This is a genomic window from Bacillus clarus (assembly GCF_000746925.1).
Classification (GTDB): domain Bacteria; phylum Bacillota; class Bacilli; order Bacillales; family Bacillaceae_G; genus Bacillus_A; species Bacillus_A clarus.
Map to the genome: position 1 here is coordinate 1,989,822 of NZ_JMQC01000008.1, position 13,225 is coordinate 2,003,046.

The following is a 13,225-nucleotide window of genomic DNA, read 5'->3' on the forward strand; positions in this document are numbered from 1 at the left end:
TAGGTTTAGTTTACCCATTTCTCAGCCCAATTTTGGACTTCGTTCATAACACTTTCCAAAGCTTTCCCTTTATCCGTTAGTCCATACTCGATTCTAACAGGGACTTCAGGGTAAACATCGCGTACAACAATACCTTCGCCCTCTAATTCTTTTAGGCGTTCCGACAACATACGATCGCTCATATTAGGAATAATATCTGCGATTTCTCTAAAACGTTTCGGCTCTTCTAACAGAGATTTAATAATTAAACCTGTCCACTTCTTACTAAGTAGTGTGAAAGCCGATTCAAACTTTGGACATAAACAAGAATTATGCTCCATATGTTTCACCTCTCCTATATTATAAAATAGTTTCTTGTAAAAAGTAAGTAATAAAACTTTCCTCATCATTAAAGATTACGTACATTTTACCATTTCCAAATATTAACTTGTCAAATCGATATAGCAATCCGTAAAAAAACCCTCTTCAAAAAGAGAGCCTTTACATCTTTATTATTTTGTATACCAACCTAGACCAAGTGAACCTTCACCTAAATGCGTACCAATTACAGCTCCGAAATAACTAATACGGATTGTAACATGAGGGTATTCCTCCTCTAGTTCTTGCTGCCATTCTTTCGCTTCCTCTTCACGGTTTGCATGAATAATGACAGCCTCCATTGGTACACCCTTACTTGCCTGTTCATCAAAAATTTCAACGATGCGCTTAATTGCTTTTTTACGTGTACGAATTTTTTCAAACGGAATAATTATTTTGTCTCTAAAATATAAAACCGGCTTCACTTGTAATAAACTACCGATAAAAGCCTGTGCGCTGTTTAGGCGTCCACCACGTTGCAGGTGATGTAAATCATCCACAACGAAATAGGCATCCATGGTTTGTTTCATTTCATCAAATCGTGCCAAAATTTCTTCCGGTGACTTTCCTTCACTTGCTAATTTTGCGCCCTCACGTACAAAAAAACCTTGCACTTCACAACTAATTTCAGAATCATACGTATACACTTCAATTCCGTCTGCCATCTGTCCAGCTGTTGTAGCTGTTTGGTATGTACCGCTTATCCCACTTGAAAGGTGAATACTAATAACGGCATCATATTCTTTCCCTAATTCTTCAAATAACTCTACAAATTTTCCGATCGCTGGCTGAGAAGTTTTAGGAAGCTCTTCTTGTTCACGCACTTTCACATAAAAATCATCCGCTGTAATTTCAGCTTCTTCTTGATAAGATTCCGTTCCAAAAACTACGTTTAATGGAATCATATATATATTTAGTTCATCACGAATATGCTTCGGTATATATGCTGTACTATCAGTAACAATAGCTGTTTTCATTTTCGTACCTACCTTATAAAAAAGTTTTTATTTCCTAATTTTACACGAAAACTAGAAAAGGTGCATCAATACATGAAAATGCCAGTTTAAAACTATAACCATTATCTCGACAGATTTCAACAAAAACATAAAATACTCCTCAAAAAATTTAACATATTTGTAAAAAATGTTTGAATCTAAAAACGCCCCATTTTACAATGTAAAGTACTAGTCAGTTTGAAAGATAGGGGCGTATACCATTGCTATTACAATATTTAACAATAAAGAGCTGCGGTGAGAACGAAATTGTCATTCAAAAATCAAAATTTATTTGCTATATTAGCCGAGCGACAACGGAAGAAGAGGCACAAGAATTTATACAAAAAATTAAAAAGCAGCACTGGAATGCAACACATAACTGCTCTGCATATTTAATTGGTGAACAAGATCAAATTCAAAAAGCAAATGATGATGGTGAGCCGAGTGGTACAGCTGGTGTACCAATGTTAGAAGTATTAAAAAAACGCGGGCTAAAAGATACTGTCGTTGTTGTCACGCGTTATTTCGGTGGTATTAAACTTGGTGCCGGCGGATTAATTCGTGCATACGGAAAATGTACAAGCGAGGGGGTTAATCACGTAGGTGTTGTTGAACGAAAACTAATGCGCGTTATGCAAACAGAGATTGATTATACTTTGCTCGGCAAAGTCGAAAATGAATTACGCAACTCAGAATATGCCATAAAAGATATACATTACCTCGAAAATGTAACATTTGATACTTATGTAGAAGAAGACAAAAAACAGCTTTTCATAAATTGGATGATTGAATTAACAAATGGGAAATGTACAATTGAAGAAGGCGATATGTTGTATTTAGAACACGACGTAATACAATAAACTACACTTCTCATTTAGACAAATGGTTATTCACCTTAACCTTTAAAAGCTTAAGGTGGTAAAGTAACAGGCTACAGGCTAAAAGGAGATTATACATGGAAGAACGTTATTATCATCTCCAAAAAAGAAGAATTAAAAAGAAACGAAGACGTAAACTTTTCATCTTTCTTATTTTCGCATTCTTATTTGGTAGTGTAGGACTTTACATGTTGAATTCATATTCTTCTCTCATGGAGATGTATAGTGGCTTTACACGTGATAAGTCCAAATTACGTACAGAAGAAGTTCAAATTGCAAAAGAACCTTTTACAATCCTTATTATGGGTATTGAAGATTATGCAACAGATGGACAAAACGGTCGAACAGATTCGCTTATGTTCGCAACAGTTAATCCGATATCTCAAAAGGTTTCAATTATGAGTATTCCACGCGACTCTCGGGTCGATATTGTAGGAAAAAATAAACAAGACAAAATTAATGCTGCTCATGCTTATGGCGGAGAAAAAATGGCAGTAGATACAGTGGAAAAATTTTTAAATGTTCCTGTGGATCACTATGTTAAAATTGATTTCAAAGGGTTTAAGGGAATTGTTGATGCTGTTGGTGGCATTACAGTTGATGTTCCTTTTGATTTCGAGGAGCGCTCTGATATAGATTATTATAAATTGATTCAATTTAAACAAGGTAAACAAGATTTGAATGGTGAAGAAGCACTAGCCTATGTTCGTATGCGAAAACAGGACCCTAATGGAGATTATGGCCGAGCTGCAAGACAGCGACAAGTACTCGCTGCAGTTGCACACAAATTAAACTCTGCTTCTACTGTCTTTAAAATTAAAGATTTAACAAAAGTTGTCGGAAAGTATATAAAAACCGATATCCCTATTTCGGACGGACTCGCTCTTTATACTAAATTATCTGGGTTCGATCCTTCAAACATACAAACGTTACAACTTGAAGGAGAAGATAAAAAAATAGGTGGTATATATTACTTCCTCCCAGATCCAACAAGTGTAGAGACTGCTCATAATGCTATTCTGAAAGAAATAGGAAAAGACAGCGTACAGTCGAATCCAAATGCAGCTTCCAAAACAGACTCTAATGTCAGTAACAATAACCATGAAAACTCAAATTCAGACCCAAGTGCGAATTCAAAGAAACAACCGGCTGAGAACAAAAATCCACCTCAACCACCGCCTTCCACGAATGCTCACGCAGAATGGATTATGAGAAATCAGCAATAGTCAATAAAAGAGCCAAATCCTTATAGGATTTGGCTCTTTTTCACTTATTTTTGAAAGTGTTGTAAGATCGCTTCTACAATACGCTCTGATGCACGGCCATCACCGTAAGGGTTAGATGCTTGCGCCATTTTGTCATGTGCTTCTTTATCGGATAATAATTCATCAGCAAGCGTAAAGATTGTTTCTTCATCTGTACCTGCTAATTTCAATGTGCCTGCTTCAATACCTTCTGGACGTTCTGTTGTATCACGAAGCACAAGAACTGGTACACCAAGAGATGGAGCTTCCTCTTGTACACCGCCAGAATCTGTTAACATTAAGTATGAACGAGCTGCAACATTATGGAAATCAATTACATCTAACGGTTCAATTAAATGAATGCGGCTATGATCACCTAAAATATCATTCGCTGTTTCACGAACAACAGGATTCATATGAACAGGATATACAACTTGTACATCTTCATGCTTATCAACAAGACGCTTAATCGCACGGAACATATTGCGCATTGGCTCACCTAAGTTTTCACGACGATGTGCAGTCATAAGAACAAGACGGTCATCTCCAAGTTTCTCTAATACAGGGTGACTATACGTTTCTTTTACAGTCGTTTTCAGCGCATCAATCGCTGTATTTCCTGTTACGAAAATACGTGCCTCGTCTTTATTTTCTTTCTGCAAGTTTGTTGCTGATTTTGTTGTAGGTGAGAAATGAAGATCAGCCATTACACCTGTTAATTGACGATTCATTTCTTCTGGATATGGAGAATACTTATCCCATGTACGAAGTCCTGCTTCAACATGCCCTACTGGAATTTGGTTATAGAAAGCAGCCAAACTCGCAATAAACGTAGTTGTTGTATCTCCATGTACAAGAACGATATGTGGTTTTGCTTCTTTCATTACTTTGTCTAAACCTTCTAAACCACGTGTTGTAATATCAATTAATGTTTGACGGTCTTTCATAATATTCAAATCGAAATCTGGTGTAATACCAAAGATATTTAATACTTGATCTAACATTTGACGGTGCTGTGCTGTTACAGTCACAATTGATTCGATTTTTTCAGAGTACTTTTGCAACTCTAATACAAGAGGTGCCATTTTAATTGCCTCTGGACGTGTTCCGAAAATCGTCATTACTTTTAAACGTTCAGTCATTTCACTGCCTCTTTTCTTTCACTAGTTACGATAACTATTATTACATATGAGAACGAATCTGGATTAAAAATATTCTCAATAAATAGTAGAAACCTTACTATTACAAATACTTTTTCTTCCTACAGAGTAATAATCCAATCTCTGGCTCTCAATATCCTCATTAGTATAGCAATTTCTCCCATCAAATAGAATAGGTTCTCTCATAAGCTTTACATACTGTTCTAACGGATAAGTACGTATAGATTCCCATTCTGTTACGATAAACACTGCACTAGCTTCCGTAATCGCTTCATCTATATGATCGGTATATTGTAGTCTCTCGCCAAATAAATCTTTTACATGAGGAATAGCCTCTGGATCGTATACAATGACATTCGCCCCCATCTTTACTAGCTCATTTATAATAATAAGCGATGGAGCTTCCCTAATATCATCCGTATTTGGCTTAAATGCAACACCAAGCACAGCCACCCGTTTCCCGCTCATATCCAAGACCTTCTTTGCCTTCTCAACAAGTAACAGCTGCTGCTTATTATTTACTTCAATTACCGCTTTTAATAAGCGAAAATCATGGGAAACATTCCCCGCAATTTGTACAAGCGCATTTGTATCTTTCGGAAAGCAAGATCCACCATACCCAACACCTGCTTGTAAAAAAGCTGAACCGATTCTCCGATCCAATCCCATACCAGCCGCTACTTCTAATATGTCAGCTCCGACTCTTTCACATATATTTGAAATTTCATTTATAAAACTAATCTTTGTTGCTAAAAAAGCATTAGATGCATATTTAATCATTTCCGCACTTCTAACATCTGTAATGTACGTTCTTATAAATAACTGGCTGTATAAGTTCTTCACTTGCTCTGCAATTTCTCTCGATTGTGCTCCAATTACAATACGATCGCCATGAAAGAAATCATAGACTCCAGAACCTTCCCGTAAAAACTCCGGATTCGATACAATATGTAATTCGTGTCGCCCTTGCAACCTCTCCTGAATCCATTCTCGCATTAAATCGTTCGTTCCTACAGGGACAGTACTTTTTGTAACGACAATTATATTATTCTTTGCATATACGCCAATGTCATAACACACATCACGAATATGCGCTAAATCTGCTGTTCCATCTGCTAAAGACGGTGTTCCTACTGCAATAAATACATAATCTACATGAGCAAATGCCTCTATTTTATTCGCTGTGAACATTAAATATCCCTCATCACAGGCAGTCCGTACTAATTCATCTAAATCAGGTTCATAAATAGGTAATATCCCTTCCTGTATTTGCTCTATCTTCTCCTTATTAATATCAAAACACGTAACCGAATGTCCCAGCATCGCTAATCCTACTCCCGTAATTAACCCGACATACCCAGTGCCTATCACCGTAATTTTCATTTTACCTTTCGCACAGGATTATATAGAAGACAAGAATGATTTTTCATATGAACAGCACATTCACCTGTGCTTCCCCCTTCCATAGAAAAATACAAATAGGACATCTTTTTTCATCTCAAAATGAAGATACTTCTTTATTATATGAATTGTTTTTTCATTCTTTTTTTAAGTTTTTGTAAACAAAATGAAGACAAATGAAGATGAACTTTACTTCAAATACACATTTCCATATTTTAACGTGAAACGTACGCATTTGAACGTGAAACACTTATAGTAACGAAACTATTATCGTTACGATGTAAAGTTAATTGATACGAAACATTAATATAAATCATTAATAGAATGTAGTGTTAAAAATATTTTGCAACCTTTTTCTCTAACACTACATTCGATATAAATTTGTCACATATTTTATCTATTTCCATTTATACTACTTAGAAAAAAAGATTGAATTCTAATCTTTTTGTGATACCATATGTTATGAGCCTGTAAACAAACATCATAATTTTCAGATAACTCTTTCAAAAATTACGTTAAAATATAAAAGGTGGGGTATTAATGGACTCACAAGTGATTTATGCCATCTTGGCATCTTTCATCACTGTACTCATCGTTACTCCTTTCGTTATTAAATTAGCGTTTAAAATAGGAGCAACAGATAAGCCGAACGCGCGTAAAGTACACCAAAAAATTATGCCTCGTCTAGGTGGACTGGCAATTTTCATCGGTGTAGCTGTAGGTTTTATTGTTAGTGGATTATACGAACAAAGAATATTATCAATAAGCTTAGGTGCTGTTATTATCGTTATCATCGGTATTTTAGATGATATATATGAATTATCAGCAAAGGTAAAATTCGGTGGACAACTATTAGTTGCCATACTGATTGTAAAAAGTGGATTGTTAGTACAGGTATTGTATATTCCTATTCTTGGTGATACTGAGCTTGGACTACTTGCATATCCAATTACAGTATTTTGGATTGTAGGTATTACGAATGCCATCAACTTAATTGATGGATTAGATGGATTATCGGCTGGAATTTCATCAATCGTTCTTGCAACATTAGCATATATGGCCTTTACTAGTCCTATGGGTACTGGCGCAGTTATCATCTTGCCACTGGCACTTATTGCTCTTGCAAGTACACTTGGATTTTTATTCTATAACTTCCATCCAGCAAAAATTTTCATGGGAGATACAGGAGCACTATTTTTAGGATATTGTATTTCTGTCCTATCGTTACTCGGATTATACAAAAGCGTAACGTTATTCAGCTTCCTTGTTCCGATCATCATTTTAGGTGTACCTGTATTCGATACGACCTTTGCGATTATTCGCCGTATCGTAAACAAAAAACCAATTTCTGCACCAGATAAGTCGCATTTACATCACCGTCTGCTAGCAATGGGCTTCTCTCATCGCGCAACGGTACTAATCATTTACGCATTCGGTATTTTCTTTAGTGTAAATGCAATCATCTTTACTAGTGCAACATTATGGTTATCGATTATTCTTCTATTCGCTTTAATATTCTTCACTGAAATAGTTGCCGAAGTAATCGGGCTTGTACACGAACGTTACAAACCAATTATTTCCTTCTATAAAAAAGTGAAAAAACGTGAAGACTAATTGTAGTATAGCCTCTATTATTATGAAATATTCAAATAGCATCCTTTCTTTTTGAAGGGATGTTATTTTTTTATTCTCATTTCCAAAATATAGTTTGTTTGAGAGTTCTTTAATTGGAGAAAGATATACGTATAAAGAAAATAATGAGCAAGATATCAAAAATTCTTTTTACATCTTTGATTGTTAAACTGAGGGTGAATGTTATGGTCAAACAAATATTTCAATGCATACTTATATTTTTAGCTATTACTACATGCGCACCGTCCTATACACAAGCAACCATTAGTGATTCAACTGAACATCATCCCAATACTCAAACTACTTCTCTCCCGCAAAAAATTGCGTACTTAACATTTGATGATGGACCAAATAAATACACATCACAAATTTTAAACATTTTAAAACAAAAAAATGGTAAGGCTACCTTTTTCGTCATCGGTGGCAAAGTATCACATTATCCCCAAACGATGAAACGTTTAACTGAAGAAGGACATTATATTGGACTTCATAGCATGTCCCATGATGTAAAGCGTTTGTATACCGGTGATCCATCTGTTTTAATTTCGGAAATGGAGCAAACTCAAGCAATCGTCCAACAAGTAACGAAATTAGATACGCACCTCGTTCGGGTTCCATATGGCAGTATGCCTTATTTAAAAAAGAATTACCGCGATGCACTTGTATCTGCTCGGTATAAAATGTGGGACTGGACAATCGATACATATGATTGGAAAAGTTACGATAATCCTTCTGCTGTATTAGAAAGAGTAATGAATCAAAGCGATGAGCAAGTAGAGGTAATTTTAATGCATGATTCTAGTGTTACAGTGAAAATTCTTCCGAAAGTAATTGATTATTTGCAAGCAAAGGGTTACACACTTCTCCCTTATAACCCCTCTTCCCATTTAGAAGTAAACTTCTGGAAAGACACCAGATTGTAACAGCTTTAGTGTAATACTAGAGCTGTTTATTTTTTTCTCTTCCCACACTTCCCATTTTTGTGTAAAATTTTAAATAGTGATGAAGTTTCGAGGTGAAGAAAAATGAAACGAATGGATGTCATTTTTGATGCAATCCAAAAGGGGAATTACTCAGAAGGTGTAACAGCATCAGAACTCGCTACACTTCTACAGCTAGACCGAGCAAATGTAAGTAGTGATTTAAATAAACTTGTGAAAGATGGTCGTTTATTAAAAACAGGTACACGCCCTGTCCGTTTTTATATCGGTACGAATGCCACATTGGAAACGCATTCACAAAATGGTACTGCATTAGATACATTTGCAGCTGAAAATACAAGCCTCAAAATTGCAATCGAAAAAGCAAAGGCTGCTGTTCTCTATCCTCCAAATGGTATGCATACATTACTACTTGGAGAAACGGGTGTTGGGAAATCTATGTTTGCCTCTTTAATGCATGAATACGCAATTGAAGTAGATCAACTTCCAAAAAACGCACCGTTTATCGTCTTTAACTGTGCTGATTATGCAAACAATCCTCAACTCCTACTCGGGCAACTTTTCGGGATAAAGAAGGGTGCTTACACAGGTGCAAGTGATCAAAAAGGATTAATTGAAAAGGCTCATGAAGGAATTCTCTTCCTAGATGAAGTACATCGCCTTCCGCCAGAAGGACAAGAGATGCTCTTCACATTTATTGATCGCGGTGTATACCGACGTCTTGGTGAAACAGAAAATGAGCGTAAAGCACAAGTGTTAATTATTATTGCAACAACAGAAGAACCAAATTCATTTTTATTAAAAACATTTACAAGACGAATTCCGATGACTGTAACGCTTCCACCTCTTCGTGAGCGAACGTATCAGGAACGCTTTGCACTTTTACAACTATTTTTCACAAACGAAGCAATTCGTCTACGCAAAGAAATTCATGTTAGCCCGAACGCTTTGCGTGCTTTCGTCTTTTATAACTGTCCAAATAATATTGGACAACTAAAAACAGACGTACAAATTGCCTGTGCGAAAGCATATTCTGATTTCGTAACAAAGAAAAGAGATTCTGTCCGCGTTTCAAGTACTGATTTACCTTGGTATATGAAAGAAGGATTATTTATCGAAAGAAAAAGTCGCCATTTATACCAAGTACCGAATGAAACGTTTATATTTACAGGTGATGAAGGTTGGAGTAAACATAAAGCAGAAGGAAACCGCTCTTCTATTTATGATTATATCGACCATAAATATGAAGAATTACAAGCACGTGGTATTGAAGAAGAAGAATTAGAGTTACTCATAGAAAATGATCTCCAGAGCTTCTTCGTCCAATATTTTAACCAAATGTCTAAAAAGACAAATCATGAAAATGTCTTTAAAATTGTCGATCGTAATATTTTTTCTATATGCGAAAAAATTGCGGCACTAGCTGAAAAACATTTATCCAAGACTTTTGATGAAAAAGTATTTCTTGCTTTAAGTTTACATGTACAGACAACCTTACAACGTCTACAAGGCGGGAAACAAATTCATCACCCACAGCTGAATCAAATTCGTACGAAATATAAAGAAGCTTTTTCTGTAGCTATGCAATGTATTCAGCTTTTAGAGGATGAATTACAAATAACAATGCCAATTGATGAAGCTGGATTTTTAACGATGTTTTTCGTCGTTGATCCAATCCCAACCTCACAAGCGGAAGTAAAAGTATTAATATTAGCTCACGGCAATGGTATTGCGACAGAAATGGCGAATGTGGCGAACGAATTACTCGGTATCGATGAAGTAACTGGAATTGATATGCCGCTTCACGAATCACCGAAAGATTTCTTAGAACGAGTGAAAGTATATATGAGAACGCTCCAACATATAAATGGACTTCTCTTACTTGTTGATATGGGGTCACTCGCTTATATCGGGGATATATTAGAAACAGAGTTCCAAATTCCAGTGCGCGTCCTATCTATGACAAGTACACCGCATGCATTAGAAGCTGCGCGTAAAGCTCAGCTTGGCTACTCATTAGATGCATTATATGAAACAGTAAAGAACTTAACACCGTTCTATTTAAACGTACAAGAAGAAAAGAAAAAGCCGCTTACTCCGATGAAATCCGTCATCTTAACAGCTTGCTTAACCGGTGAGGGGAGCGCTTTAGCTATTCAAAAAATGTTAGAAAATTATTTACGATTCGATAAAGACTTAATTGAAATTATTCCAATTAGTATCGTTCATGAAAAAGATTTAACAAAAATGATCGAGAACATAAAGAAAGAACGTAATATGATTTGTATTGTCACAAACTTTAACGTACAAGTACCGTGTTTAACGTATCATTTCCAAGATATTATAAACTATAAAGCGATTCCGCCAATTCAAGAATTAATTACGTATGAAGAAACATATGCAAAAATGGCTGACATTCTCGGACAACAAATGCAACGGGATGATGGGGCATTACTCATCAAAACGATTCGCTACTCATTAAACACAATTCAAGAACTTATTTCCTTACAGCTGAATCCAGACAGTTTAATGGGAGTTATTTTACACATGAGCTGTATGGTTGATCGTCTTCAAAAGGGGGAAAGCCTTCTTCCTCATCCTGAAAAAGAGGCTCGTAGGCAAGAGGAATATTGGATATATATGAAAGTCAAAAAAGCATTGCAGCCAATTGAAAATACGTTTGAAATACAGATTCCAGATGACGAAGTATTTTATGTAATGGACTTCTTCATAAAGAATCAACCTGTTAAAAAGTAAATAAAAAGCGCCTGTGCATCATCATAGGCGCTTTTTACTTACTTTCGTACAATCTGTATTCTACCTCTTATTTCGCCTTTTTTAAACGGCTTTGTATGAACATTTACATACGTATTTGCTTGCTGTATTTCCTTTATTAAGTCCTCAAATGACCTTCCTTGCATCGGCCCTTCTAAATCTTCAAAAGTCGCTACACCTGTAATGATTCCTTCATTCACACTAATCCCCTGTTGCAAAGGACCATATAAAAACAAAACGACTGGCCCAGTTTGATCCTTTTTCCCTAAATGAATTTGACAAGATGTAACTTTCTTAATATTTTTCAATATAACTCTATAATGTAATTTCGTTAAATCCTCATTAAAAATAAGCTCTGTTACACCATAAGCTTTTGTATTTACAGGAGGTATTTCTCTCAACCCACTCAACTTAGCAAAGAAATGTGTTGTCATACACGCAACATTCTCCTTATATAAATTTCACACTGCTTCTGGCACTCTTTCTATTACTTTATGGCTTAGGCATAATCAATTATGCCTCTTTCGTCTCCGCTTATTTTTATTTCTCACCAAAAATATTCACAAAAACTTTACATGGGAATCGTTCCTTTTACTCCCGCTCCTCTTGTATAATGCACATACATTCAAAAATGCTTTAGGAGGTTCTTTTGAAAACTAACAAATATTCTTTTCGATCATTACTAGAAATCTTTCTCGTATCATGCCAACTAGGACTCACATCTTTCGGAGGCCCTGTAGCCCATCTCGCTTATTTCCATCATGAATATGTACAAAAGCGGAAATGGATGGATGAACGAAGCTACGGAGACTTAGTGGCCCTTTGCCAATTTCTCCCTGGACCTGCTAGTAGTCAAGTTGGAATGGGTATTGGTTTATTACGCGGTGGGTTATTAGGTGCAATTATTTCATGGATTGGATTTACACTTCCATCTGTATTTGTCTTAGTCCTTTTCGCTTCATTCCTTAATCACTTCCAGATCGGAAGCACCGGCTGGATTCATGGGTTAAAACTTGTAGCAGTCTCTATCGTTGCCCACGCAATATGGGGAATGGCACAAAAGTTAACGCCAGATCGAAACCGGGCGACAATCGCTATTTTAACTGCAGCAATCGTCTTATTATGGCCTAGCAGCTGGACACAAGTTATCCTTATCGCATTTTCAGGCTTCATCGGTTGGTGTTTGTATCGTAACCATACAATTCCACCAACTCATAAAATACGAGTTCCTATTTCACGGATTACGGCTATTTCCTGTCTCATTTTATTCTTTTTGTTGTTATTCTTTTTCCCCATGCTAAGACCTTATTCGCATTTCATTTCTTTGTTTGATAGTTTCTATCGTTCAGGTGCCCTCGTATTTGGAGGAGGCCACGTTGTACTCCCTCTTCTTGAAAACGAATTTGTATTAAATGGGATGATGACGAAAGAACAATTTCTAGCGGGATACGGATTAACACAAGCTGTGCCAGGTCCACTCTTTACATTTGCTTCTTATATAGGAGCCGTTCTAAATGGGACAACCGGTGCAACAATTGCAACAATCGCTATCTTTCTTCCTGCTTTCTTACTCGTCGTTGGTGTATTACCATTTTGGGATTCTGTAAGAAGAATACCTTATATACAAGGGGCACTCCTTGGCATTAATGCTGCCGTTGTCGGGATTTTACTCGCAGCTTTTTATAATCCAATTTGGACGAGTACAATTATAAATCCAATCGATTTTGTTATTGCTTCTCTCTTATTTTGCTTATTAGCTTTTTGGAAAGCTCCCCCTTGGATTATCGTTATACTTGGTGCATGCGGAGGATATTTTCTTTCTATTTTATACACATAAAAAAA

General features: G+C 36.2%; 11 protein-coding genes. 6 read left to right on the forward strand and 5 right to left on the reverse strand.

What is annotated here, in order from left to right; all coding sequences use genetic code 11:
- Nucleotides 1-5 precede the first annotated feature (5 nt).
- The gene (locus tag DJ93_RS11255) at nt 6-320 is read right to left on the reverse strand and encodes a winged helix-turn-helix transcriptional regulator (RefSeq protein ID WP_042980892.1); all 315 of its coding nucleotides are present in this window, start codon (nt 318-320) and stop codon (nt 6-8) included.
- A gap of 171 nt (nt 321-491) precedes the next feature.
- Complete coding sequence (locus DJ93_RS11260) at nt 492-1,334, reverse strand: DegV family protein (RefSeq protein WP_042980893.1); 843 nt, start codon at nt 1,332-1,334, stop codon at nt 492-494.
- A gap of 239 nt (nt 1,335-1,573) precedes the next feature.
- Between DJ93_RS11260 and DJ93_RS11265 the strand changes: the two genes are divergently transcribed.
- Nucleotides 1,574-2,212, forward strand: a complete 639-nt coding sequence (locus tag DJ93_RS11265) for a YigZ family protein (RefSeq protein ID WP_042980895.1) — start codon at nt 1,574-1,576, stop codon at nt 2,210-2,212.
- A 95-nt stretch (nt 2,213-2,307) separates the two neighbouring features.
- Complete coding sequence (locus tag DJ93_RS11270; protein WP_042980896.1) at nt 2,308-3,456, forward strand: LCP family protein; 1,149 nt, start codon at nt 2,308-2,310, stop codon at nt 3,454-3,456.
- A 44-nt stretch (nt 3,457-3,500) separates the two neighbouring features.
- Here DJ93_RS11270 and wecB read toward each other — a convergent pair whose 3' ends face one another.
- Nucleotides 3,501-4,616, reverse strand: coding sequence for a non-hydrolyzing UDP-N-acetylglucosamine 2-epimerase (gene wecB / locus DJ93_RS11275; protein ID WP_042980898.1), 1,116 nt, complete (start codon nt 4,614-4,616; stop codon nt 3,501-3,503).
- A 75-nt stretch (nt 4,617-4,691) separates the two neighbouring features.
- Nucleotides 4,692-6,017 (reverse strand): UDP-glucose dehydrogenase family protein, encoded by a 1,326-nt coding sequence (locus tag DJ93_RS11280; RefSeq protein WP_042980899.1) that lies wholly within the window; start codon nt 6,015-6,017, stop codon nt 4,692-4,694.
- A gap of 558 nt (nt 6,018-6,575) precedes the next feature.
- On the opposite strand from DJ93_RS11280, the gene DJ93_RS11285 reads away from it, so the two are divergent.
- From DJ93_RS11285 to DJ93_RS11295, 3 genes are all read left to right on the forward strand, one after another.
- Nucleotides 6,576-7,649 (forward strand): glycosyltransferase family 4 protein, encoded by a 1,074-nt coding sequence (locus DJ93_RS11285; RefSeq protein WP_042980901.1) that lies wholly within the window; start codon nt 6,576-6,578, stop codon nt 7,647-7,649.
- Nucleotides 7,650-7,852: 203 nt separating this feature from the next.
- Complete coding sequence (locus tag DJ93_RS11290; protein WP_042980903.1) at nt 7,853-8,590, forward strand: polysaccharide deacetylase family protein; 738 nt, start codon at nt 7,853-7,855, stop codon at nt 8,588-8,590.
- 102 nt (nt 8,591-8,692) lie between these two features.
- Nucleotides 8,693-11,365 (forward strand): sigma-54-dependent transcriptional regulator, encoded by a 2,673-nt coding sequence (locus DJ93_RS11295; protein WP_042980904.1) that lies wholly within the window; start codon nt 8,693-8,695, stop codon nt 11,363-11,365.
- Between the two features lie 38 nt (nt 11,366-11,403).
- On the opposite strand, the gene DJ93_RS11300 is transcribed toward DJ93_RS11295, so the two are convergent.
- Nucleotides 11,404-11,817 (reverse strand): CHRD domain-containing protein, encoded by a 414-nt coding sequence (locus DJ93_RS11300; RefSeq protein ID WP_042980905.1) that lies wholly within the window; start codon nt 11,815-11,817, stop codon nt 11,404-11,406.
- Between the two features lie 215 nt (nt 11,818-12,032).
- Here DJ93_RS11300 and DJ93_RS11305 point away from each other — a divergent pair, with 215 nt between their 5' ends.
- Nucleotides 12,033-13,220, forward strand: a complete 1,188-nt coding sequence (locus DJ93_RS11305) for a chromate transporter (protein WP_042980906.1) — start codon at nt 12,033-12,035, stop codon at nt 13,218-13,220.
- Nucleotides 13,221-13,225 lie beyond the last annotated feature (5 nt).

Coding starts and splice junctions, on each gene's coding strand:
- DJ93_RS11255 (WP_042980892.1), bottom strand. CDS start 320: ATGGAGCATAATTCTTGTTTATGTCCAAAGTTTGAATCGGCTTTCACA.
- DJ93_RS11260 (WP_042980893.1), bottom strand. CDS start 1,334: ATGAAAACAGCTATTGTTACTGATAGTACAGCATATATACCGAAGCAT.
- DJ93_RS11270 (WP_042980896.1), top strand. CDS start 2,308: ATGGAAGAACGTTATTATCATCTCCAAAAAAGAAGAATTAAAAAGAAA.
- wecB (WP_042980898.1), bottom strand. CDS start 4,616: ATGACTGAACGTTTAAAAGTAATGACGATTTTCGGAACACGTCCAGAG.
- DJ93_RS11280 (WP_042980899.1), bottom strand. CDS start 6,017: ATGAAAATTACGGTGATAGGCACTGGGTATGTCGGGTTAATTACGGGA.
- DJ93_RS11285 (WP_042980901.1), top strand. CDS start 6,576: ATGGACTCACAAGTGATTTATGCCATCTTGGCATCTTTCATCACTGTA.
- DJ93_RS11290 (WP_042980903.1), top strand. CDS start 7,853: ATGGTCAAACAAATATTTCAATGCATACTTATATTTTTAGCTATTACT.
- DJ93_RS11295 (WP_042980904.1), top strand. CDS start 8,693: ATGAAACGAATGGATGTCATTTTTGATGCAATCCAAAAGGGGAATTAC.
- DJ93_RS11300 (WP_042980905.1), bottom strand. CDS start 11,817: ATGACAACACATTTCTTTGCTAAGTTGAGTGGGTTGAGAGAAATACCT.